General features: G+C 41.0%; 26 protein-coding genes, 1 tRNA gene and 1 pseudogene. 24 read left to right on the forward strand and 4 right to left on the reverse strand.

Features of this window, described 5'->3' with window-relative positions; all coding sequences use genetic code 11:
* The first annotated feature begins 149 nt into the window (after positions 1–149).
* From rbfA to MK395_RS09360, 6 genes are all read left to right on the forward strand, one after another.
* Positions 150–500, forward strand: coding sequence for a 30S ribosome-binding factor RbfA (rbfA, locus tag MK395_RS09335; RefSeq protein ID WP_268711738.1), 351 nt, complete (start codon positions 150–152; stop codon positions 498–500).
* Between the two features lie 257 nt (positions 501–757).
* On the forward strand, positions 758–1,537 hold the full coding sequence (locus MK395_RS09340; protein ID WP_001118422.1) for a hypothetical protein: 780 nt from the start codon (positions 758–760) through the stop codon (positions 1,535–1,537).
* A 1-nt stretch (position 1,538) separates the two neighbouring features.
* Entirely contained in the window at positions 1,539–1,721 is a 183-nt protein-coding gene (locus MK395_RS09345; RefSeq protein WP_268711739.1) for a hypothetical protein, read from the forward strand.
* 260 nt (positions 1,722–1,981) lie between these two features.
* Entirely contained in the window at positions 1,982–2,215 is a 234-nt protein-coding gene (locus tag MK395_RS09350) for a DUF1858 domain-containing protein (RefSeq protein ID WP_000368739.1), read from the forward strand.
* Positions 2,215–3,549, forward strand: coding sequence for a DUF438 domain-containing protein (locus MK395_RS09355; protein WP_268711740.1), 1,335 nt, complete (start codon positions 2,215–2,217; stop codon positions 3,547–3,549). Before MK395_RS09350 ends, MK395_RS09355 begins: the two co-directional genes overlap by 1 nt.
* Before the next feature lie 9 nt (positions 3,550–3,558).
* Positions 3,559–3,813 (forward strand): DUF1912 family protein, encoded by a 255-nt coding sequence (locus MK395_RS09360; protein ID WP_000119707.1) that lies wholly within the window; start codon positions 3,559–3,561, stop codon positions 3,811–3,813.
* 42 nt (positions 3,814–3,855) lie between these two features.
* On the opposite strand, the gene MK395_RS09365 is transcribed toward MK395_RS09360, so the two are convergent.
* A complete protein-coding gene (locus MK395_RS09365; protein WP_001058555.1) occupies positions 3,856–4,161 on the reverse strand; it encodes a DUF898 family protein in 306 nt (101 codons plus the stop codon).
* Between the two features lie 218 nt (positions 4,162–4,379).
* Between MK395_RS09365 and MK395_RS09370 the strand changes: the two genes are divergently transcribed.
* From MK395_RS09370 to MK395_RS09445, 16 genes are all read left to right on the forward strand, one after another.
* The gene (locus tag MK395_RS09370) at positions 4,380–4,775 is read left to right on the forward strand and encodes a helix-hairpin-helix domain-containing protein (protein ID WP_216728887.1); all 396 of its coding nucleotides are present in this window, start codon (positions 4,380–4,382) and stop codon (positions 4,773–4,775) included.
* A 277-nt stretch (positions 4,776–5,052) separates the two neighbouring features.
* Positions 5,053–5,613: a GNAT family N-acetyltransferase gene (locus MK395_RS09375; protein ID WP_268711741.1), complete on the forward strand. Its 561-nt coding sequence runs from the start codon at positions 5,053–5,055 to the stop codon at positions 5,611–5,613.
* Positions 5,613–6,191, forward strand: a complete 579-nt coding sequence (locus MK395_RS09380) for an AAA family ATPase (RefSeq protein ID WP_268711742.1) — start codon at positions 5,613–5,615, stop codon at positions 6,189–6,191. Before MK395_RS09375 ends, MK395_RS09380 begins: the two co-directional genes overlap by 1 nt.
* Positions 6,184–8,835, forward strand: coding sequence for a valine--tRNA ligase (locus tag MK395_RS09385; RefSeq protein WP_268711743.1), 2,652 nt, complete (start codon positions 6,184–6,186; stop codon positions 8,833–8,835). The genes MK395_RS09380 and MK395_RS09385 overlap by 8 nt, the downstream gene beginning before the upstream one ends.
* Positions 8,836–8,914: 79 nt before the next feature.
* The gene (locus MK395_RS09390) at positions 8,915–10,732 is read left to right on the forward strand and encodes a hypothetical protein (RefSeq protein ID WP_268711744.1); all 1,818 of its coding nucleotides are present in this window, start codon (positions 8,915–8,917) and stop codon (positions 10,730–10,732) included.
* The gene (locus MK395_RS09395; protein ID WP_000368590.1) at positions 10,725–11,576 is read left to right on the forward strand and encodes a DNA adenine methylase; all 852 of its coding nucleotides are present in this window, start codon (positions 10,725–10,727) and stop codon (positions 11,574–11,576) included. Before MK395_RS09390 ends, MK395_RS09395 begins: the two co-directional genes overlap by 8 nt.
* Positions 11,577–12,036: 460 nt before the next feature.
* On the forward strand, positions 12,037–12,627 hold the full coding sequence (gene rpoE / locus MK395_RS09400; RefSeq protein WP_000418415.1) for a DNA-directed RNA polymerase subunit delta: 591 nt from the start codon (positions 12,037–12,039) through the stop codon (positions 12,625–12,627).
* 316 nt (positions 12,628–12,943) lie between these two features.
* Positions 12,944–14,551, forward strand: coding sequence for a CTP synthase (locus MK395_RS09405; RefSeq protein WP_268711745.1), 1,608 nt, complete (start codon positions 12,944–12,946; stop codon positions 14,549–14,551).
* Between the two features lie 95 nt (positions 14,552–14,646).
* Positions 14,647–14,946, forward strand: coding sequence for a DUF4651 domain-containing protein (locus MK395_RS09410; RefSeq protein WP_002875970.1), 300 nt, complete (start codon positions 14,647–14,649; stop codon positions 14,944–14,946).
* The gene (locus MK395_RS09415; RefSeq protein ID WP_045618132.1) at positions 14,943–15,260 is read left to right on the forward strand and encodes a thioredoxin family protein; all 318 of its coding nucleotides are present in this window, start codon (positions 14,943–14,945) and stop codon (positions 15,258–15,260) included. Before MK395_RS09410 ends, MK395_RS09415 begins: the two co-directional genes overlap by 4 nt.
* Before the next feature lie 9 nt (positions 15,261–15,269).
* Positions 15,270–15,896 (forward strand): YtpR family tRNA-binding protein, encoded by a 627-nt coding sequence (ytpR, locus tag MK395_RS09420; protein WP_268711746.1) that lies wholly within the window; start codon positions 15,270–15,272, stop codon positions 15,894–15,896.
* 39 nt (positions 15,897–15,935) lie between these two features.
* Positions 15,936–16,697 (forward strand): SDR family NAD(P)-dependent oxidoreductase, encoded by a 762-nt coding sequence (locus tag MK395_RS09425; protein ID WP_268711747.1) that lies wholly within the window; start codon positions 15,936–15,938, stop codon positions 16,695–16,697.
* 77 nt (positions 16,698–16,774) lie between these two features.
* Positions 16,775–17,170 (forward strand): single-stranded DNA-binding protein, encoded by a 396-nt coding sequence (locus MK395_RS09430; RefSeq protein WP_000282459.1) that lies wholly within the window; start codon positions 16,775–16,777, stop codon positions 17,168–17,170.
* A gap of 308 nt (positions 17,171–17,478) precedes the next feature.
* Positions 17,479–17,763 (forward strand): co-chaperone GroES, encoded by a 285-nt coding sequence (groES, locus tag MK395_RS09435; RefSeq protein ID WP_000917326.1) that lies wholly within the window; start codon positions 17,479–17,481, stop codon positions 17,761–17,763.
* Between the two features lie 15 nt (positions 17,764–17,778).
* Positions 17,779–19,401: a chaperonin GroEL gene (gene groL, locus MK395_RS09440; protein ID WP_268711748.1), complete on the forward strand. Its 1,623-nt coding sequence runs from the start codon at positions 17,779–17,781 to the stop codon at positions 19,399–19,401.
* A 123-nt stretch (positions 19,402–19,524) separates the two neighbouring features.
* Positions 19,525–20,292 (forward strand): epoxyqueuosine reductase QueH, encoded by a 768-nt coding sequence (locus MK395_RS09445; protein ID WP_000567567.1) that lies wholly within the window; start codon positions 19,525–19,527, stop codon positions 20,290–20,292.
* A 70-nt stretch (positions 20,293–20,362) separates the two neighbouring features.
* Here the strand turns inward: MK395_RS09445 and ntdP are convergent, their stop codons facing one another.
* The 3 genes and pseudogenes from ntdP to MK395_RS09460 all read right to left on the reverse strand — a co-directional run bounded on the left by ntdP (position 20,363) and on the right by MK395_RS09460 (position 22,547).
* Entirely contained in the window at positions 20,363–20,896 is a 534-nt protein-coding gene (gene ntdP / locus MK395_RS09450; RefSeq protein ID WP_000775318.1) for a nucleoside tri-diphosphate phosphatase, read from the reverse strand.
* Positions 20,897–20,984: 88 nt separating this feature from the next.
* Positions 20,985–21,761 (reverse strand): recombination regulator RecX, encoded by a 777-nt coding sequence (recX, locus tag MK395_RS09455; protein ID WP_268711749.1) that lies wholly within the window; start codon positions 21,759–21,761, stop codon positions 20,985–20,987.
* A gap of 10 nt (positions 21,762–21,771) precedes the next feature.
* Positions 21,772–22,547 (reverse strand): annotated as a pseudogene (locus MK395_RS09460) (aminoglycoside 3'-phosphotransferase).
* A gap of 55 nt (positions 22,548–22,602) precedes the next feature.
* Between MK395_RS09460 and rlmD the strand changes: the two are divergent.
* The gene (gene rlmD, locus MK395_RS09465) at positions 22,603–23,964 is read left to right on the forward strand and encodes a 23S rRNA (uracil(1939)-C(5))-methyltransferase RlmD (protein WP_268711750.1); all 1,362 of its coding nucleotides are present in this window, start codon (positions 22,603–22,605) and stop codon (positions 23,962–23,964) included.
* A gap of 66 nt (positions 23,965–24,030) precedes the next feature.
* A tRNA-Glu gene (locus tag MK395_RS09470) sits at positions 24,031–24,102 on the forward strand.
* Positions 24,103–24,313 lie beyond the last annotated feature (211 nt).

Consider the following 24,313-nt stretch of genomic DNA (forward strand, 5'->3'; position numbering starts at 1 on the left):
CATTTGACTCGTTGTCAACAGCGCCTTGATGAACTTTAGTTCTATCAAAGGCTTGTTTCCTAGATTCAAATGGCTCTAGTTCCTCTATCTAACAGAAATAGCTAGGTCTGCTGGCCTAGCTTTTGGTTCAAAGTAGAGAAAGGAATATCATGACAAATCATTTCCGTACGGATCGTGTAGGCATGGAAATCAAGCGTGAAGTCAATGAGATTTTGCAAAAGAAAGTCCGTGATCCCCGTGTTCAAGGTGTGACCATCACAGATGTTCAGATGCTAGGTGACTTGTCTGTTGCCAAGGTTTACTACACCATTTTGAGTAACCTTGCTTCAGATAATCAAAAAGCTCAAATCGGGCTTGAAAAAGCAACTGGTACCATCAAACGTGAACTTGGTCGCAATTTGAAATTGTACAAAATCCCAGATTTGACCTTCGTCAAAGACGAATCCATCGAATATGGAAACAAGATTGACGCAATGCTACGCAATCTGGATAAGAACTAATACTCTTCGAAAATCAAATTCAAACCATGTCAGCGTCGCCTTTCCGTACTCAAGTACAGCCTGCGGCTAGCTTCCTAGTTTGCTCTTTGATTTTCATTGAGTATAAGAAAGAGGGGATTCCCCTCTTTTTTCTTGTCGGAGTAGTTTGTTTGCTAATCATCGATATATTGCCCTTGTAAAACGCAGTTTAAAAAATTTGTAAATTTCAAATAGTATGATATGATAAAGCTTGATATAAATGAAAAACGGAGAGATATATGGCTAAACAAGATATAGCTATGCAAGTACTACAACAAGTGGTGAAACTACCCGTAGTCAAAGTTGATCGAGAGAAATTTTTAGTAGAAAAGTTTTCCAAGGAATTAGATCGCAAGGATATTGCAACCTTATTAGAACAAGGGCCAACTTCTTTGTTACCTCAGGAAAGCTTGGACCGAGTGGCAAAGGCCTGTATTAAGGACAATGTCCTGTTAGCCAGTGGAACTTCGGTTTTGGCAGGTTTACCTGGAGGCCTTGTCATGGCGATTACTATTCCGACAGATGTAGCCCAGTTTTACGCTTTCTCGTTAAAGCTAGCTCAGGAACTAGGGTATATTTACGGATTTGATGATCTCTGGGCATCGCGCAATGAGTTAAGCGAGGAAGCTAAAAACACACTCCTACTGTATCTCGGTGTGATGCTGGGAGTAAATGGCGCAGGTGCCCTACTTCGATCAGGTGGTGTGACAGTAGCCAAGCAAGTCATAAAAGTAGTGAACAAGAAAGCCTTGACAAAAACTCTTTGGTATCCAATTTTAGAAAAAGTTTTGAAAATTTTTGGTGTCAATCTGACAAAAGGAGGCCTAGCTAAAGGGATGGGGAAAGTGATCCCTATCCTAGGTGGAGTCATTTCTGGGGGCTTAACCTTTGCGACCATGAAACCGATGGGAGAAAGATTGCAACAGGAATTGTCCAAGCTAGTCAACTACAATGAAGTGCAATATCAAAGAGACGTTGATACTATCCGAAAAGAGGTCGAAATCATCGAAGGAGAGTAATATGGGATTCATTAAAATTCTAGCCAAGACTTACGGGAATTACTTTTTTGTGATGCAAAGCATCAAAGTACTGAAGAACATGAAAAGAGATGACAATGCTCTAGTAGGTTTCGGGAAAGTACTGCTTGCTGACAAGCTGATGGATGTAGCCCAGTGGCTCGCAAAACCAGATGATAAGGAATAACTTGAAATGAAAGAAACTAGCAGGAACTCTTCTGCTAGTTTTTTAATCTCTTTCCATATGGTATAATATAAGCAGTAAAATCATTTTATACTCTTCGAAAATCTCTTCAAACCACGTCAGCTTCACCTTGCCGTAGGTATGGTTACTGACTTCGTCAGTTCTATCCACAACCTCAAAACACTGTTTTGAGCAACCTGCGGCTAGCTTCCTAGTTTGCTCTTTGATTTTCATTGAGTATTAGAACATACATGGAGGTCGTCATGGACAATATCATCGATGTGTCAATTCCCGTTGCAGAAGTGGTAGACAAGCACCCGGAAGTCTTGGAAATCCTAGTAGAGCTCGGTTTTAAACCACTTGCTAATCCCTTGATGCGCAACACTGTTGGGCGCAAAGTATCGCTTAAGCAGGGTTCTAAACTCGAAGGAACTCCTATGGACAAGATTGTCCGCACGCTAGAAGCAAACGGCTATGAAGTGATTGGATTAGACTAATGGCAGATGAACGGATTCATATCCTACGGGATATTTTGCTAGAATTGCACAATGGTGCCTCTCCTGAGTCGGTTCAGGAGCGTTTTGATGCGACTTTTACAGGTGTTTCAGCTATCGAGATTTCTCTCATGGAGCACGAATTGATGAACTCAGATTCAGGAGTCACCTTTGAAGATGTCATGGAACTCTGTGATGTCCATGCTAATCTTTTTAAAAATGCTGTTAAGGGCGTCGAAGTGGAGGATACTGAACACCCTGGCCACCCAGTTCGCGTTTTCAAGGATGAAAATCTGGCTCTCCGTGCAGCTTTGATTCGCATTCGGAGACTGTTGGATACCTATGAGTCTATGGAAGATGAGGAAATGCTGGCAGAGATGCGCAAGGGCTTGGTCCGTCAAATGGGGCTGTTGGGGCAATTTGACCTCCACTATCAGCGCAAGGAAGAGCTCTTTTTTCCCATCATGGAGCGCTATGGTCACGATTCACCTCCAAAAGTTATGTGGGGAGTGGATGATCAGATCAGAGAACTCTTTCAGACAGCTCTAGAGACGGCTAAGGCACTACCAGAAGTGGCGATTTCCACTGTAAAGGAGGCCTTTGAAGCTTTTGCGACAGAGTTTGAAAGTATGATTTTCAAGGAAGAGTCCATCCTCCTCATGATTCTTCTTGAGTCCTTCACCCAGGATGACTGGATTCAGATTGCGGAGGAGAGCGATGCCTACGGCTATGCCATCATCCGTCCGTCAGAGAAATGGGTGCCAGAGCGCCAGAGTTTCGTTGAGGAAAAGAGCGCAGAGGAGCCCGTGCAGCTAGACACGACTGAAGGTCAAGTTCAGCAAGTCATCAATACGCCTGAAGGCCAGTTTACTATTACCTTTACCCCTAAGGAAAAGGAAGCAGTGCTGGACCGTCATAGTCAACAAGCTTTTGGAAATGGCTATCTCTCAGTTGAGCAGGCCAACCTCATCCTCAATCATCTCCCTATGGAGATTACCTTTGTCAATAAAGACGATATTTTTCAGTATTACAATGACAATACGCCTGCCGATGAGATGATTTTCAAACGGACACCGTCCCAAGTTGGGCGCAATGTTGAACTCTGCCATCCGCCTAAGTACCTAGAAAAGGTGAAGGCTGTTATGAGAGGTCTTCGTGAAGGTAGAAAGGACAAGTATGAGATGTGGTTCAAGTCAGAGTCGCGAGGCAAGTTTGTCCACATCACCTATGCCGCAGTACACGATGAAAACGGGGAATTCCAAGGCGTGCTAGAGTATGTTCAGGATATCCAGCCCTACCGAGAGATTGATACGGACTATTTCCGTGGATTAGAATAAGGAGAATCAATGAGTTACGAACAAGAATTTATGAAGGAATTTGAAGCCTGGGTCAATACCCAGATCATGATCAACGATATGGCGCATAAGGAAAGTCAAAAAGTCTACGAAGAAGACCAAGACGAACGTGCCAAAGATGCCATGATTCGCTACGAAAGTCGCTTGGATGCTTATCAGTTCTTGCTTGGTAAGTTTGAAAACTTCAAAGCAGGCAAGGGATTTCATGATTTGCCAGAGGGCTTGTTTGGTGAGCGAAACTATTAATCGTTACAAATCAAAAAGTGCGTATGAACGCACTTTTTTTGTTTATACGTGATGTGTGTGTTTTGTGATCCATTGTTCCATTTTGATATGTAACCAGAATGAATAGATGCCCAAGGTGATGATGGTGAGCAAGAACCACTTGATCCAGTTCCCGAATAATTGAGAACCTGTTCCGTCAAAATAAAGGCGACGTCCATCGATGACAGTGTGCTTAACCTTCCAGTTTTGCATCATACAAACTGCCCATGGTGTAGCGATTCCAACAGTAAATCCCATGATAAGCATGGCTAGGATAGCATGTCCAACGTAGCTCAAAAGACCACCGTCAAAGTAACTTTCGTTATTCATATTGTTCTCCTTGTCAGCTTTTTACGTGAATCAGTCTTGCACATTACTGCATATTTTATCAAGAAGTCGAATCATTGTCAAACTAGTTTGAAAGGAAAAAACGGCTAGATTTTTAAGGGGAATCTTATTTCCTTTCTTGATTTTTCGTCGAAATATTGATAAAATATCTTTATTAAATCCTTGTCAGAGCAGGGATTTTTTATTGAAAGGATTTTATCATGTCAAAGAAACTCCAACGTAAAAAACAATTGCGAAATAGCCTTCGTCGCTCAGGTGCATTTTCAGGTACGGTGACCAAAGTTGTCGAAGAGACCAAGAAAGTTGTGAAACACGCAGAAAAATCTGCCAGCCAAGCAGGAAAAGTCGTCTCTAAAAAAGTGGAACAAGCAGTAGAAGCGACCAAGGAACAGGCTCAAAAAGTAGCCAATTCAGTAGAAGATTTCGCAGCTACTTTGGGTGGCCTTTCAGTAGATCGCGCGAAGACTTTCTATGATGAAGGCATCAAGTCAGCTTCTGACTTCAAAAACTGGACTGAAAAAGAACTCCTTGCCTTGAAGGGAATCGGCCCAGCTACCATAAAGAAATTAAAAGAGCTCGGAATTAGCTTCAAGTAATTTTTCTTGTCCCTTGCATTTCCGTCAAAAACTTGCTACAATAAAGCCATCAGAGGTGTTTTGAATCCCACATTTTACAGAAAGTGGCGGTGCTGAGAAGTCCACAAATGTGTCAAAACTGGTTGCTGATGGGTGAAAAATGAAATAATATTGTCTTTTTATTATAAAGACGAGAGTTGCGGGCTTTGCCCGAAATTGGGTGGTACCGCGGATTAACACATTCGTCCCTGTCATGGATATGGCAGGGGCGATTTTTTGTAGAAAGCGAGGTAGAAGGATGACAAGAGTAGAGTTGCCAGAACGAATCGAAACAGAACGTCTTGTTTTACGAGTCCGTACAGTGGCGGATGCCGAAGATATCCATGCCTATGCTAGTCTGCCAGAAGTTGCCTATCCAGCAGACTTTCCACCCGTCAAGACCTTGGAAGATGAGATTTATTACCTGGAGCATATCCTTCCTGAGCGCAATCAAAAGGAAAATCTCCCAGCTGGCTATGGAATTGTCGTCAAAGGAACTGATAAAGTCATTGGTTCTGTTGACTTCAATCACCGCCACGCAGATGATGTGTTGGAGATTGGCTATACCTTACACCCAGACTATTGGGGACGAGGCTATGTCCCAGAAGCAGCGCGAGCCTTGATTGACCTAGGCTTTAAAGAATTGGGGCTTCACAAGATAGAACTGGTCTGCTTTGGATACAATGTCCAAAGTCAACGCGTCGCTGAAAAACTCGGTTTCACTCTTGAAGCTCGCATAAGAGACCGCAAAGATGCTCAAGGTAACCGCTGTGACAGTCTCATATATGGCTTGCTGAGGAGTGAGTGGGAGGTGGTTTGATGCACATTTTCATCATTGGGGCTCCGGCTTCTGGCAAAATGACGATTGGTCAAGAGTTATCTCGACTGACAGATGCTACCCTCTTTTATAACCATCAAGTCATCGATTTTGCACTAGAAATCTATCAGGACTTTACAGAGGAAATGTGGGAGTTTGTTCGAGGGATTACCTTTTCTTTTCTTGAAACAAGCGCTCGGAATCATCGATCGGTGATTTTAACAGACGTAATTGATTTTTCAAATCAGTACCAGCTGCTGTATTTGAAGCAAATTCAGAATTTGTTGGATGACTATCATCAAGAGATTCTTTTTGTGGAGTTGGAAACAAGTCTTGAAGAGTGCTTACATCGAAATCGAACGGAGAATCGATTAAAGCACAAACCCTTAAAACGACATATTGAGGTATCTGAAAGAGAAATTTTAGAGACCACTGAAACCCTTCAATTAAATTCTCAAAACCAACCGAATGAGTTGCACCACTATCTTAAAATAAATAATACGAATCTGTCTGCAGAAGAAGTTGCTAAGCAGATTCAAGATAAAATGAATACAATAGAGAAAGGACAAACACATGTCTAAAGAACTTTCACCTAAATACAATCCAGCCGAGGTTGAGGCTGGTCGTTACCAAAAATGGCTTGACGAAGATGTTTTCAAGCCTTCTGGCGATAAAAAGGCTAAGCCTTATTCTATCGTTATTCCACCACCAAACGTAACTGGTAAACTCCACCTTGGTCACGCTTGGGACACGACTTTGCAGGATATTATCATCCGTCAAAAACGGATGCAAGGTTTTGACACCCTTTGGCTTCCAGGGATGGACCACGCGGGGATTGCCACTCAGGCTAAGGTTGATGAGCGCTTGCGTGGTGAGGGCATTTCCCGCTATGACCTTGGTCGTGAGAAATTCCTCGAGAAAGTCTGGGAATGGAAAGACGAATATGCCACTACCATCAAGGAACAATGGGGCAAGATGGGGCTCTCTGTAGACTACTCTCGCGAGCGTTTCACCCTTGACGAAGGTTTGTCAAAAGCTGTTCGCAAGGTCTTTGTGGACCTTTACAAGAAAGGCTGGATCTATCGTGGTGAGTTTATCATCAACTGGGACCCAGCAGCTCGCACAGCCCTTTCCGATATCGAGGTGATTCACAAGGATGTGGAAGGTGCCTTCTACCATATGAACTACATGCTGGAAGACGGTTCACGCGCCCTTGAAGTTGCGACAACTCGTCCTGAGACCATGTTTGGGGACGTTGCGGTTGCGGTCAATCCAGAAGACCCACGCTACAAGGACTTGATTGGTAAAAATGTCATCCTTCCAATCGCTAATAAATTGATTCCAATCGTTGGGGATGAGCATGCTGATCCTGAGTTTGGTACGGGTGTTGTGAAAATCACACCTGCCCACGATCCAAACGACTTCTTGGTTGGTCAACGTCATAACTTGCCACAAGTTAACGTCATGAACGACGACGGAACTATGAACGACTTGGCCTTCGAATTTGCAGGCATGGATCGCTTTGAAGCTCGTAAGGCAGTTGTTGCTAAGTTAGAAGAAATCGGCGCTCTCGTTAAAATTGAAAAACGTGTTCACAGTGTTGGTCACTCAGAACGTACAGGTGTTGTAGTTGAGCCACGCTTGTCTACTCAATGGTTCGTCAAGATGGACCAATTGGCTAAGAATGCCATTGCCAACCAAGACACAGACGACAAGGTAGAATTCTACCCACCTCGTTTCAACGATACCTTCCTCCAATGGATGGAAAATGTCCATGACTGGGTAATCTCTCGTCAGCTCTGGTGGGGGCACCAAATCCCTGCTTGGTACAATGCTGAGGGTGAAATGTACGTCGGTGAAGAAGCACCAGAAGGTGACGGATGGACTCAGGACGAAGACGTCTTGGATACTTGGTTCAGTTCTGCCCTTTGGCCATTCTCAACCATGGGCTGGCCTGATGTCGACTCAGAAGACTTCAAACGTTACTTCCCAACTTCAACCTTGGTAACAGGTTACGACATCATCTTCTTCTGGGTGTCTCGTATGATCTTCCAATCCTTGGAATTCACTGGCCGTCAGCCATTCCAAAACGTTCTGATTCACGGTCTCATTCGTGACGAGCAAGGACGCAAGATGTCTAAATCTCTCGGCAATGGGATTGACCCGATGGATGTTATCGAGAAATACGGTGCCGATGCCCTTCGTTGGTTCCTTTCAAACGGTTCTGCACCAGGGCAAGACGTGCGCTTCTCTTACGAGAAAATGGATGCTTCATGGAACTTCATTAACAAGATTTGGAACATCTCTCGCTACATCCTCATGAATAATGAAGGTTTGACCCTTGAGCAAGCAACTGCTAATGTCGAAAAAGTGGTTAACAAGGAAGCTGGAAATGTCACAGACCGCTGGATTCTCCACAACCTCAATGAAACGATCGGAAAAGTCACTGAAAACTTTGACAAGTTTGAGTTTGGTGTTGCTGGACATATCCTCTACAACTTCATCTGGGACGAGTTTGCGGACTGGTACGTCGAATTGACCAAGGAAGTCCTTTATAGCGATAACGAAGAAGAGAAAGTCATCACACGTTCTGTTCTCCTTTACACCTTGGACAAGATCCTTCGTCTCCTCCACCCAATCATGCCATTTGTGACAGAGGAAATCTTTGGGCAAATCTCAGAAGGTTCGATCGTTACAGCAGAATACCCAACTGTCAACCCAGCCTTTGAAGATCTTGCGGCTCACACTGGTGTGGAAAGTCTCAAAGACTTGATTCGTGCCGTTCGGAATGCGCGAGCAGAAGTAAACGTTGCACCAAGCAAGCCAATCACGATTCTTGTTAAGACAAGCGATAGCGACTTGGAAGCCTTCTTTAACAGCAATGTCAACTACATCAAACGCTTCACAAATCCAGAACACTTGGAAATCGCATCAACTATCCCTGCACCTGAACTCGCAATGTCAAGCGTCATCACAGGAGCAGAAATCTACTTGCCACTCGCTGACCTCCTCAATGTCGAAGAGGAACTGGCTCGTCTCGACAAGGAACTGGCTAAATGGCAAAAAGAACTGGATATGGTCGGTAAGAAGCTCTCTAACGAACGCTTCGTAGCCAACGCCAAACCAGAAGTCGTCCAAAAAGAACGCGACAAACAAGCCGACTACCAAGCCAAATACGACGCGACAGTGGCGCGTATTGATGAGATGAAGAAGTTGGTGAAATAAACACAGAAACACGGTGTAATGCCGTGTTTTTTGTGTTATAATATCAATTATAAATGTAGCAGTTGTGAAAGGAATATATATGTTTGATACTGTAGTTTTAAATCCTTTAGAAATTAATTTAGATTTTAATAACCCTAGATTTTCAATGTTTGATTTTAATACTGAAGAAGAAATAGTCAAATATTTGGTTGAATTTGAGCAGATTAAAGAACTTGCATTTCAAATTGGAGAAAACGGGTATAACACAATAGGTGAACGTATTATCGTTTTAAAAAGCAGAAATGCTGGAAAGATTAATTATACTGTATTAGAAGGTAATCGAAGAATTGCTTCGCTGAAACTTTTGTTTCAGTATTCATCTCTATTAACAAGTTCAGAAAGAAATAAACTTAAACAATTAAATCTGAATCTAAGTGATTTTGAAGTTAGTTGTGATGTAGTAAAAGAAGATACTAGAGACGAAGCGCTTTTTAAAATTAGTGCAAAACATGTTGATGGGATTAAGACATGGAGTGCGACTGATAAAAGGGTATTTTACCATAATCTTTATACCCAATATAGGGAAAAGGGATTATCAAGTGATGAAGCTTTAGATAATATTAAAAATATTACTCCAGAAGGAAAAGTTGCGATAAGAAATGCTATACAACAACTAAATTATTTAACTTCAGTTTATAATGCAGCCAAAATTTATAAGTCTGATTTGGAAAAGTTAACGCATTTAGATACAGATGTTCTTGTGTCGAGAGTTTCAAGACCATTGATTAAAGAGTTAAAACTTGAGTTTAATGATGATTTTCAAGTTGTAGCAAAAAATGAAAAAGTCTATCATGAAATATTAGGATTATTAGGTAAAGCAGTTTGGATTGATAAAAAATTAGATACACGGGTATTTAGTGTACAAGGACAATGGAATGAAATTGTCAAAAGTGACAAAGTAATACCAGGTTTAGCTGACAAAATTAAGGAATATAAAGAATCTGAAAAAATCAACGGTTCTAATGAAGAGTCATTAAAAAATACTCCTATAAGTAATGATACAAAAACTACTGAAGATAGTGTGGGAGATAATAAAGAGACTCCTAACTTACCAGCAAATGATACGCGTGAGAATACTACGAATAATAATGACACACAAAATCAAGAAACAAAATATAAATTCTTTGTTCCCAAGCAATCAGTTACTATACAACGAGAAAATTATGATTTAGCTGATGATATTGAATTGCGAGATGATAAAAATAATAAAGTTTCAAGAAAAAGTTCAGAATATTCTAGGCTTTTAATTAGTTGCAATCATCAAAATATCGTAATTACAGATAATATTATAGAGTCTATTTCTGAAAACGGGACGTACACTATCGATGTTAAATATAATGGACAAACTAAACATTTTCCAATATGTTTAAATATAGCGATTAATAATCAGCAACAGGAATATCAAGTTTTATTTAACCAACGGTGGTATGATGAGTCTTTATCAAAGTTATCAGCTAATCCCAAGTATTTTAAAATTTGTGGAGTGATAAGAAACTTACAAAAATACAACTCTTTATCACATAGTAACGACGAATATATCATAATTGCATTTTTACTTCGTGCGTTAATTGAATATACTACTAAAGCTTACATAGACTTATTCTCAGTTAAGAAGCCTGCTGATAATTTATCCTCCCTTATTACCACAGTTAAAGGACATTTATCTGATAAAGGGTTATTAAATAAAGAGGAAGTAAAGGCGTTAAAAAATACTAATGATATAGAAACATTAAATGGTTTAATTCATGATTACGGGACCACTATAAGTTCCATTGATATTAAAACCACTTGCAGTAAGTATCAAAATTTTTTCTCTATTGTATTTAATAGATTGTATGAAGGAGTGAATAATGGATAATTTTAGCCCGCTACGCTATCCTGGGGGAAAAAATAAAACTTATCAGTATGTTAAATATTTGGTAGAGAATAACAATATTGATACTTATATAGAGCCGTTTTGTGGTGGGGCTGCAGTAGCATTAAAATTGTTGCTTAATAATGACGTAAAAAAAATAATGTTAAATGATTTTGATAAATCCATTTATGCAATGTGGTTTTCAATTTTACATAATACTGATTCTTTTATAAAAAAAGTAAAAGAGGCAGTATTTACGATTGAAGAATGGGATAAGCAGCAAGATATTCAAAGAAACAAAGAAAATGTCGACTTACTTACATTAGGTTTCTCTACATTTTATCTAAATAGAACTAATCGATCAGGAATTATTCAAGCTGGTCCCATAGGTGGCAGAGCCCAAATGGGAAATTATAAAATGGATTGCAGATATAATACAGAAGTATTGATAAATAAGATTGAATTAATTGCTAAAAATAAGAGTAGAATCAATTTGTATAATATAGATGCTATTGAATTTATTAAAAATAATATTAATCGTACAAAACGGTCTCTGACTTTTTTTGACCCACCATATTATGTTAAGGGAAAACAATTGTACACAAATTTTTATGAACACATAGATCATTTAGAATTACGAGACACTATTGACAAATATATGAGTAAACATAAATGGGTTCTTACATATGATTTTCACGAGGAAATCCAAAATATGTACTCAAAATTTGAGCATTTCCCTTATATGTTAAACTATAGTGCGGGTAATTCAAAAAAAGGAATAGAATATATATTTTTTAGTGAAGAATTATCATCAGCTAAAATCAACGAGTATTTACACATTTTATAAATAACATCTTAAACTAAGATTAGTTAGTTCAAACAATAACTGATAATTTTTTAGATTTTAAAACTTGTAAGCTAGCAATAGAGTAAAGGGAATTTTTTATAATTTCTAAGGAATGATTCAATTGATTTGTATTTTCTTAAAATGATATACTAGAATGGTTAGCCAACAATTTAGAAAGCAGGTTACTACATAACAAATTCCGTAAGTTCGAACCATCCTGAGAAGTATAGTATTGCAGTTTAATTTCATATATCATCGGCATCGAATTCATCTGGATTGATACCGAAAATCCACCAAGCGACACCATCGGCTGGGTAGCAAAGAAATAAAAAGTCCTGTCACTTTCTCCCATTTAACCTTTGACTATTCCGCAAAATTATCGTACAATAAAGAGTACATGATAAAATGAGGTCAGAGTCTGTCTGCTCTGGCGATAGTAGTAAAAATGAGGAGAAACGCTTTGGAATTAGAAGTATTTGCTGGGCAAGAAAAAAGTGAACTATCTATGATTGAGGTAGCGCGTGCTATCTTGGAACTTCGTGGTCGCGATCATGAGATGCATTTTAGCGATCTTGTAAATGAAATTCAAAACTACCTTGGAACATCAAACAGCGATATCCGCGAAGCTTTGCCTTTGTTCTACACAGAGTTGAACTTTGACGGTAGCTTCATCTCTCTTGGGGACAACAAATGGGGTCTTCGTTCATGGTATGGTGTAGACGAAATCGACGAAGAAATCATCGCTCTTGAAGAAAGTGATGACGATGAAGTAGCTCCAAAAGCCAAGAAAAAACGTGTCAATGCCTTCATGGATGGTGATTCAGATGCCATTGACTACAATGCAGATGATCCAGAAGATGAAGATGCATACGAAGCAGACCCAGCTCTTTCATATGATGATGAAAATCCAGATGATGAGAAAAATGAAGTGGAAGCTTACGATGCAGAAATCAACGAAATCGCTCCTGATGACTTGGGTGAAGACGTGGATCTTAACGAAGAAGACGACGAGTTTTCTGACGATGATGCTGAAACGAGTGAAGAAGAGTAAAAGACTTCACAGAGGAGATCGCCTGATCTCCTTTTTCGTTCCTTGAGCAAGTCATCTGTTTGGATGTGGATCTTTAGTTGGTTTTCTGAAAGTAATCTTCTTATTTTCAGGTTTTACCGATTCGGGTTGACAAATGTTCTGCTTTAAGGTATTATATTGTTCGGGCACCTCTTTTAGAGGTCGGGGCTCCCTAGTTACTAGGGAGCTATTTTTGTTTTTCAGGAAGTTTTCTTGAAAAGTCGTTATTCATAAGGGTCTTGTTTTCTATCTCCCCTCGTAGTTAACAAGGCCTTGAGCATTTTAGAAAGAGGAATCTATGTCTACGAAATATATTTTTGTAACTGGTGGTGTGGTGTCGTCTATTGGGAAAGGGATTGTCGCAGCAAGTCTGGGCCGTCTCTTGAAAAATCGTGGTCTTAAAGTGACTATTCAGAAGTTTGACCCTTATATCAATATCGATCCGGGAACCATGAGTCCTTACCAGCATGGGGAAGTCTTTGTGACAGATGATGGGGCTGAGACAGATTTGGACTTGGGTCACTATGAACGTTTCATCGATATCAATCTTAACAAATATTCCAATGTGACAACTGGTAAAATCTACAGTGAAGTTCTTCGTAAGGAACGCCGTGGCGAATACCTTGGGGCAACTGTTCAAGTCATTCCTCATATCACAGATGCTTTGAAAGAAAAAATCAAGCGTGCTGCTGTAACGACAGACTCTGATGTCATTATTACAGAGGTTGGTGGAACCGTTGGAGATATCGAGTCCTTGCCATTCCTAGAGGCCCTTCGTCAGATGAAGGCAGATGTGGGTGCAGATAATGTCATGTACATCCATACAACCTTGCTTCCTTATCTCAAGGCTGCTGGTGAAATGAAGACCAAGCCAACTCAACACTCTGTAAAAGAATTGCGTGGTTTGGGAATCCAGCCAAATATGTTGGTCATTCGTACAGAAAAACCAGCTGGTCAGGGAATTAAAAATAAACTAGCTCAGTTTTGTGACGTAGCTCCAGAAGCTGTTATTGAATCTTTGGATGTTGAACACCTTTACCAAATTCCATTGAATTTACAGGCGCAAGGCATGGACCAAATTGTTTGTGACCATTTGAAACTAGACGCACCAGCAGCGGATATGACAGAGTGGTCAGCCATGGTGGACAAGGTCATGAACCTGAAAAAACATGTCAAGATTTCCCTTGTCGGTAAGTATGTGGAGTTGCAAGATGCCTACATCTCTGTGATCGAAGCCTTAAAACACTCTGGGTATGCCAACGACGCAGAAGTGAAGATTAATTGGATCAATGCCAATGATGTGACAGCAGAGAATGTAGCAGAGCTCTTGTCTGATGCGGACGGAATCATCGTACCAGGCGGTTTTGGTCAACGTGGTACGGAAGGAAAAATTCAAGCCATCCGTTATGCGCGTGAGAATGATGTTCCTATGTTGGGAGTCTGCTTGGGAATGCAGTTGACTTGTATCGAGTTTGCTCGTCACGTTTTGGGTCTTGAAGGTGCTAATTCTGCAGAACTTGCACCAGATACAAAATACCCTATCATTGATATCATGCGTGACCAGGTTGATGTTGAGGATATGGGTGGCACCCTTCGTTTGGGACTTTATCCATCTAAGTTGAAACGTGGCTCTAAAGCAGCGGCTGCTTATCATAATCAAGAAGTGGTGCAACGTCGTCACCGTCACCGTTATGAGTTTAACAACGCCTTTCGTGAACAGTTTGAGGCAGCAGGCTTTGTCTTTTCAGGAGTTTCTCCAGATAATCGTTTGGTAGAAATTGTGGAGATACCTGAAAATAAATTCTTTGTGGCGTGTCAGTATCACCCTGAACTTTCCAGCCGCCCAAACCGTCCAGAAGAACTCTACACTGCCTTTGTTACTGCAGCAGTTGAAAATAGCAACTAGTTATCTTCTAATCTCTGAGAATAATCTCAGAGGTTTTTAATTGCCTTGCTCCTATACGGCTTCCCTATTTGTCCTAGAGCCCTTTTTGTGTTACAATGAATGGTATGAAAGCTAAGAAATTATGGATGACTGGCTTGACTGTGGCTGGTCTAAGTGCCCTTGCTTTAGGGGCTAAAAAAGCAGCAGATAACCACAAACTTATGAAGACTCAAGAAGAGTTGACCGCTATCGTGCGCGAACTTTTCTCAGATATGGGTGAGATTGCGACTCTCTATGTTCAAGTCTACGAAAGTAGTCTAGAGCGACTCGTCGGAGGAGTCATTTTCGAGGATGGTCGTCACTATACCTTTGTCTATGAAAATGAAGACCTAGTCTATGAGGAGGAAGTCTTATGATTACTCCCAATAGTATAGAAGAACTAGCAGGTTTTGTAGAGCAAGATGGCAAGAAGGTCTTCCTTTTTGTGGCGGACTGGTGTGGCGATTGTCGTTATATCTATCCAGCCTTGCCAGAGATTGAGGAGACCAATCCAGAGTTCACCTTTATTCGAGTGGACCGAGACCAGTATCTGGATCTGGCTAAACTCTGGGATGTGTACGGCATTCCTAGTCTTGTTGTGCTAGAAAAGGACAAGGAAATCGGCCGATTTGTCAATCGTGACCGTAAAAGCAAGCAACAAATTAACGACTTTTTAGCAGAACTGAAATAGGAGAAAAGAATGATTTTTACATATAATAAAGAGCATGTTGGCGATGTCCTTATGGTCATCGTGAAAAACAGCGGAGATGCCAAACTAGACGTGGAGCGCAAAGGCAAGGTAGCCCGTGTTTTCTTCAAAGAAAATGGAGGAACAGTGGCTTGGAATATTTTCGAAGTTTCAAGTTTGTTTGAAATTGCAGAGCGTGGTCAAGTCTTTTTGACAGATGAGCAAGTCGCTCGTTTGAACCAAGAATTGCAGGCGGAAGGCTTTGCGGGAGAGATTGTCACTGACAAGGAACCTAAGTTTGTTGTCGGTGAAATTGTCGAGATGGTAGCCCATCCAGATAGTGACCACCTCAACATCTGCCAAGTTGCAGTCGCAAGTGACAAGACAGTGCAAATCGTTGCAGGGGCTCCCAATGCGCGTGTCGGATTGAAAACCATTGTAGCTCTTCCTGGAGCGATGATGCCAAAAGGCAATCTCATTTTTCCAGGCGAGCTTCGTGGTGAAAAGAGTTTTGGCATGATGTGTAGCCCTCGTGAATTGCATCTACCAAATGCTCCGCAAAAACGTGGGGTTATTGAATTATCAGAAGACCAAGTTGTCGGAACCCCATTTGACCCAGCCAAGCACTGGACTGCCTAAGAAATTGTTAGTATTTGATAGACCAGATAGGGGGATAAGATGGCGAAAAATGTAGTGATTACAGGAGCGACCTCAGGAATCGGTGAAGCGATTGCGCGTGCTTATCTGGAGCAGGGGGAGAATGTCGTTCTAACAGGGCGTCGGACAGACAGACTAGAGGCCCTCAAGTCAGAGTTTGCAGAAACTTTTCCAAATCAAACAGTTTGGACCTTTCCACTGGATGTCACGGATATGACCATGGTCAAGACTGTCTGCTCCGATATTTTGGAAACGATAGGGCAGATTGATATCTTGGTCAATAATGCTGGACTAGCTCTTGGCTTGACTCCCTATCAAGACTACGAAGAATTGGATATGCTGACCATGTTGGATACCAATGTCAAGGGTTTGATGGCAGTTACTCGCTGTTTCTTACCAGCAATGGTAAAAGTCAATCAGGGTCATATTATCAACATGGGATCGACCGCAGGAATCTATGCCTATGCTGGGGCAGCTGTTTACTCAGCCACCAAGGCTGCAGTCAAGACTTTTTCAGATGGTCTGCGAATTGATACCATTGCAACGGATATCAAGGTGACCACCATTCAACCAGGGATTGTCGAAACAGATTTCTCTACAGTTCGTTTTCATGGTGACAAAGAGCGTGCTGCCACCGTCTATCAGGGAATTGAGGCCTTGCAAGCTCAGGATATTGCAGATACAGTGGTCTATGTGACCAGTCAGCCTCGTCGTGTGCAGATTACAGATATGACCATTATGGCCAATCAACAGGCGACAGGTTTCATGGTTCATAAAAAATAAAAAATTTTCTCGAAAAGTTACAAATTTCTGTAACTTTTTTTGATTCCTTACGAATAGATAAGTAGGAGGAAGAAAATATGTATAATAAAGTTATCATGATCGGGCGCTTGACGTCTACACCAGAATTGCACAAAACAAACAACGACAAGTCAGTGGCGCGAGCAACTATCGCTGTGAACCGTCGTTACAAAGACCAAAACGGGGAACGTGAAGCTGATTTTGTCAATTTGGTTCTTTGGGGGAAATTGGCTGAAACCTTGGCAAGCTACGCAACTAAAGGTAGTCTTATCTCTGTGGATGGAGAACTTCGTACCCGTCGCTTTGAGAAAAATGGCCAGATGAACTATGTGACTGAAGTCCTTGCCACAGGATTCCAACTTTTGGAAAGCCGCGCCCAACGTGCTATGCGTGAAAATAACGCTGGACAGGATTTGGCAGACTTGGTTTTGGAAGAGGAAGAATTGCCATTTTAATACTCTTCGAAAATCTCTTCAAACCACGTCAACTTCACCTTGCCGTGGGTATAGGTAACTGACTTCGTCAATCTAATCTACAACCTCAAAGCAGTGTTTTGAGCAACCTGCGGCTAGCTTCCTAGTTTGCTCTTTGGTTTTCATTGAGTATAAACATTGAAAAGTCTGAGTTGGTGTCAGACTTTTTATCTTGCCAAAGTCAGACTTTTTTCTTGACTATTTCTGACCAAGTGATACAATAGAACTATGAATTAGCACTCATATATAAAGAGTGCTAATGATATGTATTTCATCATGGAGGAAAACAGATGTTGAAACCATTAGGAGACCGTGTGGTCTTAAAAATCGAAGAAAAAGAACAAACTGTTGGAGGCTTTGTCCTTGCGGGCTCAGCCCAAGAAAAAACAAAAACAGCCCAAGTTGTAGCTACTGGACAAGGGGTTCGTACCTTGAACGGTGACTTGGTTGCTCCAAGTGTTAAGCCTGGAGACCGTGTCTTAGTTGAAGCCCACGCTGGTATTGATGTCAAAGATGGCGATGAGAAGTACATCATCGTTGGCGAAGCTAACATCTTGGCTATCATTGAAGAATAGAAGGAGAAAGTAAGTATGTCAAAAGAAATTAAATTTTCATCTGATGCTCGTTCAGCTATGGTCCGTGGTGTCGATATCCTTGCAGACACTGTCAAAGTAACCTTGGGACCAAAAGGTCGTAATGTTGTGTTGGAAAAATCATTTGGCTCACCATTGATTACCAATGACGGGGTGACCATTGCCAAAGAAATCGAGTTGGAAGACCATTTTGAAAATATGGGTGCCAAATTGGTATCAGAAGTAGCTTCAAAAACCAATGATATCGCAGGTGACGGAACGACAACTGCAACTGTCTTGACCCAAGCTATCGTCCGCGAAGGAATCAAAAACGTCACTGCGGGTGCCAACCCAATCGGTATCCGTCGTGGGATTGAAGCAGCAGTTGCCGCAGCTGTAGAAGCCTTGAAAAACAATGCTATTCCAGTTGCTAATAAAGAAGCCATCGCTCAAGTTGCTGCCGTATCTTCTCGTTCTGAGAAAGTCGGCGAATACATCTCTGAAGCCATGGAAAAAGTTGGTAAAGATGGTGTCATCACTATTGAAGAATCACGTGGTATGGAAACAGAGCTTGAAGTCGTAGAAGGAATGCAGTTTGACCGCGGTTATCTATCACAGTACATGGTGACAGATAGCGAAAAAATGGTGGCGGACCTTGAAAATCCATACATTTTGATTACTGACAAGAAGATTTCAAATATCCAAGAAATCTTGCCACTTCTAGAAAGTATTCTTCAAAGCAACCGTCCTCTCTTGATTATTGCAGATGATGTGGATGGTGAAGCTCTTCCGACTCTTGTATTGAACAAGATTCGTGGAACCTTCAATGTCGTAGCTGTCAAAGCACCTGGCTTCGGTGACCGTCGTAAGGCTATGTTAGAAGACATCGCTATCTTGACAGGAGGAACAGTCATCACAGAAGATCTTGGTCTTGAATTGAAAGATGCGACAATTGAGGCGCTTGGTCAAGCAGCTAGAGTAACTGTGGACAAAGATAGCACTGTTATCGTAGAAGGTGCTGGAAATCCTGAAGCTATTTGTCACCGTGTTGCAGTTATCAAGTCACAAATCGAAACCACAACTTCTGAATTCGACCGTGAAAAATTACAAGAACGCTTGGCAAAATTGTCAGGTGGTGTTGCAGTCATCAAGGTCGGAGCTGCAACTGAAACTGAGTTGAAAGAAATGAAACTCCGCATTGAAGATGCCCTTAACGCGACTCGTGCAGCCGTGGAAGAAGGAATCGTTGCAGGTGGAGGAACAGCTCTTGTAAATGTCATTCCAGCCGTGGCTAATTTGGAATTGACAGGAGACGAAGCAACAGGACGCAATATTGTTCTCCGTGCCTTGGAAGAACCAGTCCGTCAAATTGCCCACAATGCAGGATTTGAAGGCTCTATCGTTATCGATCGTTTGAAAAATGCCGAGATTGGTACAGGTTTCAACGCAGCAACTGGCGAATGGGTCAACATTATTGAAGAAGGAATCATCGACCCAGTTAAAGTGAGCCGTTCTGCCCTTCAAAATGCAGCATCTGTAGCCAGCTTGATTTTGACAACAGAAGCAGTTGTAGCCAATAAACCGGAACCAGTAGCCCCAGCTCCAGCAATGGATCCAAGCATGATGAGCGGGATGATGTAAAAGCAACTTATAAAAAACACAAAAGGAGGGAACATAATCCCTCCTTTTAAGGTTTTCTCTTCTAAATAGATTTGAGCTCTCCTGACTTATATGATAAAATAAAACTAGAAAAAGGAGAAGAACATGATCGATGTAGAAGAAATTCTGAGCAAGATGAATCCCAATCAGAAGATTAATTATGACCGTGTTATGCAGAAAATGGTTCAGGTTTGGGAGAAAAATGAGCAACGTCCCACTATTCTCATGCATGTTTGCTGTGCTCCTTGTAGTACCTACACCCTAGAATACCTGACAAAATACGCTGATGTGACCATCTATTTTGCCAATTCCAATATCCATCCCAAGGCAGAATACCACAAGCGGGCTTACGTCACCAAGAAATTTGTCAGTGACTTCAATGAGCGAACAGGAAATACGGTCCAGTATTTAGAAGCGCCCTACGAACCCAATGAATACCGGAAGTTAGTCAGAGGACTGGAAGAAGAACCAGAAGGTGGAGACCGTTGCAAGGTTTGTTTTGACTACCGTCTGGACAAAACAGCACAGGTAGCTATGGACTTGGGCTTTGACTACTTTGGTTCAGCTTTGACCATCAGTCCCCATAAGAATTCTCAAACCATCAACAGCATCGGAATTGATGTGCAAAAGATTTACACAACCCACTATCTTCCAAGTGATTTCAAGAAAAATCAAGGCTACAAACGTTCAGTGGAGATGTGCGAGGAGTATGATATCTATCGTCAATGTTATTGTGGATGCGTCTATGCAGCTCAAGCTCAGAACATTGACCTTGTTCAGGTTAAGAAGGATGCCACAGCTTTCTTGTTGGATAAGGATGTTGAAAAAGATTATTCTCATATCAAGTTTACTGTCACTAAATTAGATATATAGCAATTAACCCAGCTTCCAGGCTGGGTTTTTCCAATAAAAAAACCAGGGCTCTCACCCCGGCTTGACAACTTTACCGATTCTTTAGTTCTATGTAGCGTTTGTACCAAATGTTGACATAGGCCTCTGAGAAAGGACCGCGTCCATTGTTGATCCAATCAACAAGGATTTTAACATGCTCTTTCAAAATATAGTCTAAATCATCAGAATACTTCATTTTGCGTTTATGGCGTTCATATTCTTCAACGTCCAAGAGACGCTTTTCACCATCAGTGAAAACCTTGACATCCAAATCATAATCAATGTATTTCAGGGCTTCTTCATCTAGATAGTAGGGGCTGGCCATATTGCAATAGTAGGAAATCCCATTATCACGAATCATGGCAATGATATTAAACCAATATTTTTTGTGAAAGTAAACAATAGCCGGTTCTCGAGTCACCCAACGACGACCGTCACTTTCGGTAACAAGTGTGTGGTCGTTGACGCCAATAATAGCGTTCTCTGTTGTTTTTAGTACCATGGTGTCCCGCCAAGTACGGTGGAGACTTCCATCATGCTTATAACTTTGAATTGTAATAAAGTCGCCTTCTTTTGGAAGTTTCATAACTAACCAACTTTCTACAATTTATAAGTTTATCGTTTACTATTATATCATAAATCGGTCTAATTTTTTTGAATTTTACACGAAAATATTAAAGATATTCTCTGAGAGCGCTGGCTATATCCGAAAAATCATAGCCTTTCCGAGCTAAAACTTGGGTTAAACGTTGTTTAAGTTCGTATCCTTCATACTTTCGAGCATACTTAGCATATTGTTTGTCTAGCTCTTTAAAAATGAGTTCTTGAGTCGTTTCTTGGTCGACTTGACTATCCAAGTTATCAAAAGAATTTTTAGCATCAGAATAGGAGAAGCCCTTGTTCGTCAAGCTTTGAATGATCTTATCTTGCAAGGCACGAGCAGGAAGCTTTCCATTGTATTTTTTAAGCAGTTTTTCTGCAACACGTTGAGCAACCTCTGAAAAATCAAAATCCTTTAAAACCTCTTCAATAGTTGATTTGGCAATCCCTTTTTGAGCTAGTTTTTGAGCTAGCACATAAGGTCCCTTATCTCCAGAAAGTTGATTGGCATTGATAATAGAGTAGGCATACTGACGATCATTAATCCAGTTGTCTTCTTTAAGATTAGCGATAACTTGACTAGTTATTTTTTCATCAATATCATACTTTTTCAGATACTCTCGCACTTCCTTTTCAGTACGGGCCTTGAAGGATAAATGGTAGAGAGCGAGATTCTTACCATAAGAAAACTGGGCAAAATCCTGAATCTCGGTCAGTTCCTCTTTACTAATGACCTTATCTCGAGACAGCATAAAACGGACAATGGTATCTTCCGTGATATAAGAGGTTTGCTGATGATCTAGCTCCATCAGGTAGAGGCGTTTTTTCTTTTCAAGTTTTGTGATTTTCATAGTTTACCTTTTATCCAAATACTTCAAAGGCAGCAACGAGTCGAAGTTTGTTTGTGTCGACCTCTTCTCTGCCGTAATAGTCAAGAAACAGTTCAGCGTATTTAGGGTTATCTAGGTTATAGTTTAGAGACCAAACTGCCCAAAAGAGATCGATATGACGATCACTAAAATCAGCCAAGCCCAGATCAATAAAGCAAGAGAAATGGCTAGCATCTTTTAGAATAAAATTTGGTAGACAGGCATCACCGTGAATAAAGGCATCAGTCTTTAAAAGGTGTCCTTGTTCTTGGATGAGTTGGAAGGCCTCTTCGCGACTATTAATCTGAAATTGGGGTAGGAGGGCCTTGGCGTAGAACTCGCCTTTTTCATAGTTTTCAAAGCTCTATCTTTATAGGTTTGTAAATGATTTTCTGATGGAAAATTGTGTGGGTGTAAGTTGTGAAGTTTTTTAAGGGCATGTGCCATGGTTCGGCAAATTGTTTCTGGCTGATCCAGAAAGGCAAGGGCATCTTTGCCAGGCGCTTCTTTCGTTAAAAGGTAGTCTTTATCTGTTGATAAGTAGTCGATGACTAGAGTTCCCAGTCCTTTGGTTTCAAACCACCTTGCAATGGCAGCTTCTCGCTCTAATCTTCGCTTTTGATCAATTTTCAAATAGTAACCTGAATCAAGATAGAGGACCGTTGCGCCTGAATGAGAAGAACTGTCAGAAAGGGCTGCTCCCTCTATATAAGTTCGTAATTGCTCAGGAAAATCCAATGGGGAAAAATGAGATATCTTTGTATTCATGGTTTTATTGTAACATATTCTTAACCATTGAGAAACTACGTGGTATAATAGACTTATGAATCTAAAAGTCAAACAAAAAATTCCATTAAAAATTAAGCGTATGGGCATCAATGGTGAGGGAATCGGTTTCTACCAGAAAACCCTCGTTTTTGTGCCAGGTGCCCTCAAAGGAGAAGATATCTATTGTCAGATTACTTCTATTAAACGAAACTTTGTTGAAGCAAAATTACTAAAGGTTAATAAGAAGTCTAAATTTCGAGTCGTACCAGCTTGTACGATTTATAATGAATGTGGTGGTTGCCAAATCATGCACCTTCACTACGATAAACAGTTGGAGTTCAAAACGGATCTGCTCCACCAAGCCCTGAAAAAATTTGCTCCTGCAGGATATGAAAACTATGAAATCCGTCCAACTATCGGAATGCAGGAACCAAAGTACTACCGTGCTAAGCTTCAATTTCAGACTCGGAAATTTAAAAATCAGGTCAAGGCAGGTTTGTATGCGCAAAACTCTCATTATCTCGTAGAGTTGAAAGACTGTTTGGTGCAAGATAAAGAAACCCAAGTGATTGCGAATCGCCTAGCTGAACTTCTTACTTACCACCAAATTCCAATTACAGATGAGAGAAAAACGCTCGGTGTTCGCACGATCATGGTACGTCGAGCAAGAAAAACGGGACAAGTCCAGATTATCATTGTCACAAATCGCCAGCTTAATTTAAATCAACTAGTACAAGACCTCGTTAAAGATTTTCCAGAAGTCGTCACAGTTGCAGTCAATACAAATACAGCGAAAACAAGTGAAATCTATGGTGAAAAGACGGAAATTATCTGGGGCCAAGAGAGTATTCAAGAAGGAGTACTCGACTATGAGTTTTCTCTCTCCCCTCGAGCTTTCTATCAGCTTAATCCTGAGCAGACAGAAATTCTCTATAGTGAAGCAGTTAAGGCTCTGGATGTCAGCAAAGAGGATCATCTGATTGATGCCTATTGCGGTGTTGGGACGATTGGATTCGCCTTCGCGAAGAAGGTCAAAAGCCTCAGAGGGATGGACATTATCCCAGAAGCCATTGAAGACGCCAAGCGAAATGCCCGAAAGATGGGATTTGACAATACCCATTACGAAGCAGGAACAGCTGAAGAGATTATTCCCCGCTGGTATCAAGAGGGCTATAGGGCCGATGCCCTGATAGTCGACCCTCCTCGTACAGGCTTAGATGATAAGCTGTTGGAAACCATTCTGACCTATGTTCCAGACAAAATGGTCTATGTATCCTGCAATGTTTCGACCTTAGCGCGAGATTTGGTTAAACTAGTAAAAGTCTATGACCTCCAGTATATCCAGTCGGTCGATATGTTTCCCCACACTGCACGGACAGAAGCAGTGGTTAAATTAGTGAAGAAAAGAAAAAATTAACTTCACTGAAAAAAGTCCTTGACAAAGGTAAAAAAGTAGGTATAATAGAAAGAGTTGAAAAACTCAGGTCCGTTGGTCAAGGGGTTAAGACACCGCCTTTTCACGGCGGTAACACGGGTTCGAATCCCGTACGGACTATGGTGTATTGCGGCTAAAAAAACTTGAAAAAAGTTTAAAAAATCTGTTGACAGAGACAGGTAGCTGTGATATACTAATATAGTTGTCGCTTGAGAGAGAATGAGTGACAAAGACCTTTGAAAACTGAACAAGACGAACCAATGTGCAGGGCACTATAACTGAAGTTATAGTACTGAACAATGAAAAAACAATAAATCTGTCAGTGACAGAA

It is taken from the genome of Streptococcus oralis (assembly GCF_026782085.1).
Taxonomy (GTDB): Bacteria; Bacillota; Bacilli; order Lactobacillales; family Streptococcaceae; genus Streptococcus; species Streptococcus oralis_DA.

Excerpts from the sequence above, each read along its gene's own strand:
- rbfA (WP_268711738.1), top strand. The coding sequence starts at position 150 with ATGACAAATCATTTCCGTACGGATCGTGTAGGCATGGAAATCAAGCGT.
- MK395_RS09340 (WP_001118422.1), top strand. The coding sequence starts at position 758 with ATGGCTAAACAAGATATAGCTATGCAAGTACTACAACAAGTGGTGAAA.
- MK395_RS09345 (WP_268711739.1), top strand. The coding sequence starts at position 1,539 with ATGGGATTCATTAAAATTCTAGCCAAGACTTACGGGAATTACTTTTTT.
- MK395_RS09350 (WP_000368739.1), top strand. The coding sequence starts at position 1,982 with ATGGACAATATCATCGATGTGTCAATTCCCGTTGCAGAAGTGGTAGAC.
- MK395_RS09355 (WP_268711740.1), top strand. The coding sequence starts at position 2,215 with ATGGCAGATGAACGGATTCATATCCTACGGGATATTTTGCTAGAATTG.
- MK395_RS09360 (WP_000119707.1), top strand. The coding sequence starts at position 3,559 with ATGAGTTACGAACAAGAATTTATGAAGGAATTTGAAGCCTGGGTCAAT.
- MK395_RS09365 (WP_001058555.1), bottom strand. The coding sequence starts at position 4,161 with ATGAATAACGAAAGTTACTTTGACGGTGGTCTTTTGAGCTACGTTGGA.
- MK395_RS09370 (WP_216728887.1), top strand. The coding sequence starts at position 4,380 with ATGTCAAAGAAACTCCAACGTAAAAAACAATTGCGAAATAGCCTTCGT.
- MK395_RS09375 (WP_268711741.1), top strand. The coding sequence starts at position 5,053 with ATGACAAGAGTAGAGTTGCCAGAACGAATCGAAACAGAACGTCTTGTT.
- MK395_RS09380 (WP_268711742.1), top strand. The coding sequence starts at position 5,613 with ATGCACATTTTCATCATTGGGGCTCCGGCTTCTGGCAAAATGACGATT.
- MK395_RS09385 (WP_268711743.1), top strand. The coding sequence starts at position 6,184 with ATGTCTAAAGAACTTTCACCTAAATACAATCCAGCCGAGGTTGAGGCT.
- MK395_RS09390 (WP_268711744.1), top strand. The coding sequence starts at position 8,915 with ATGTTTGATACTGTAGTTTTAAATCCTTTAGAAATTAATTTAGATTTT.
- MK395_RS09395 (WP_000368590.1), top strand. The coding sequence starts at position 10,725 with ATGGATAATTTTAGCCCGCTACGCTATCCTGGGGGAAAAAATAAAACT.
- MK395_RS09405 (WP_268711745.1), top strand. The coding sequence starts at position 12,944 with ATGTCTACGAAATATATTTTTGTAACTGGTGGTGTGGTGTCGTCTATT.
- MK395_RS09410 (WP_002875970.1), top strand. The coding sequence starts at position 14,647 with ATGAATGGTATGAAAGCTAAGAAATTATGGATGACTGGCTTGACTGTG.
- MK395_RS09415 (WP_045618132.1), top strand. The coding sequence starts at position 14,943 with ATGATTACTCCCAATAGTATAGAAGAACTAGCAGGTTTTGTAGAGCAA.
- ytpR (WP_268711746.1), top strand. The coding sequence starts at position 15,270 with ATGATTTTTACATATAATAAAGAGCATGTTGGCGATGTCCTTATGGTC.
- MK395_RS09425 (WP_268711747.1), top strand. The coding sequence starts at position 15,936 with ATGGCGAAAAATGTAGTGATTACAGGAGCGACCTCAGGAATCGGTGAA.
- MK395_RS09430 (WP_000282459.1), top strand. The coding sequence starts at position 16,775 with ATGTATAATAAAGTTATCATGATCGGGCGCTTGACGTCTACACCAGAA.
- groES (WP_000917326.1), top strand. The coding sequence starts at position 17,479 with ATGTTGAAACCATTAGGAGACCGTGTGGTCTTAAAAATCGAAGAAAAA.
- groL (WP_268711748.1), top strand. The coding sequence starts at position 17,779 with ATGTCAAAAGAAATTAAATTTTCATCTGATGCTCGTTCAGCTATGGTC.
- MK395_RS09445 (WP_000567567.1), top strand. The coding sequence starts at position 19,525 with ATGATCGATGTAGAAGAAATTCTGAGCAAGATGAATCCCAATCAGAAG.
- ntdP (WP_000775318.1), bottom strand. The coding sequence starts at position 20,896 with ATGAAACTTCCAAAAGAAGGCGACTTTATTACAATTCAAAGTTATAAG.
- recX (WP_268711749.1), bottom strand. The coding sequence starts at position 21,761 with ATGAAAATCACAAAACTTGAAAAGAAAAAACGCCTCTACCTGATGGAG.
- rlmD (WP_268711750.1), top strand. The coding sequence starts at position 22,603 with ATGAATCTAAAAGTCAAACAAAAAATTCCATTAAAAATTAAGCGTATG.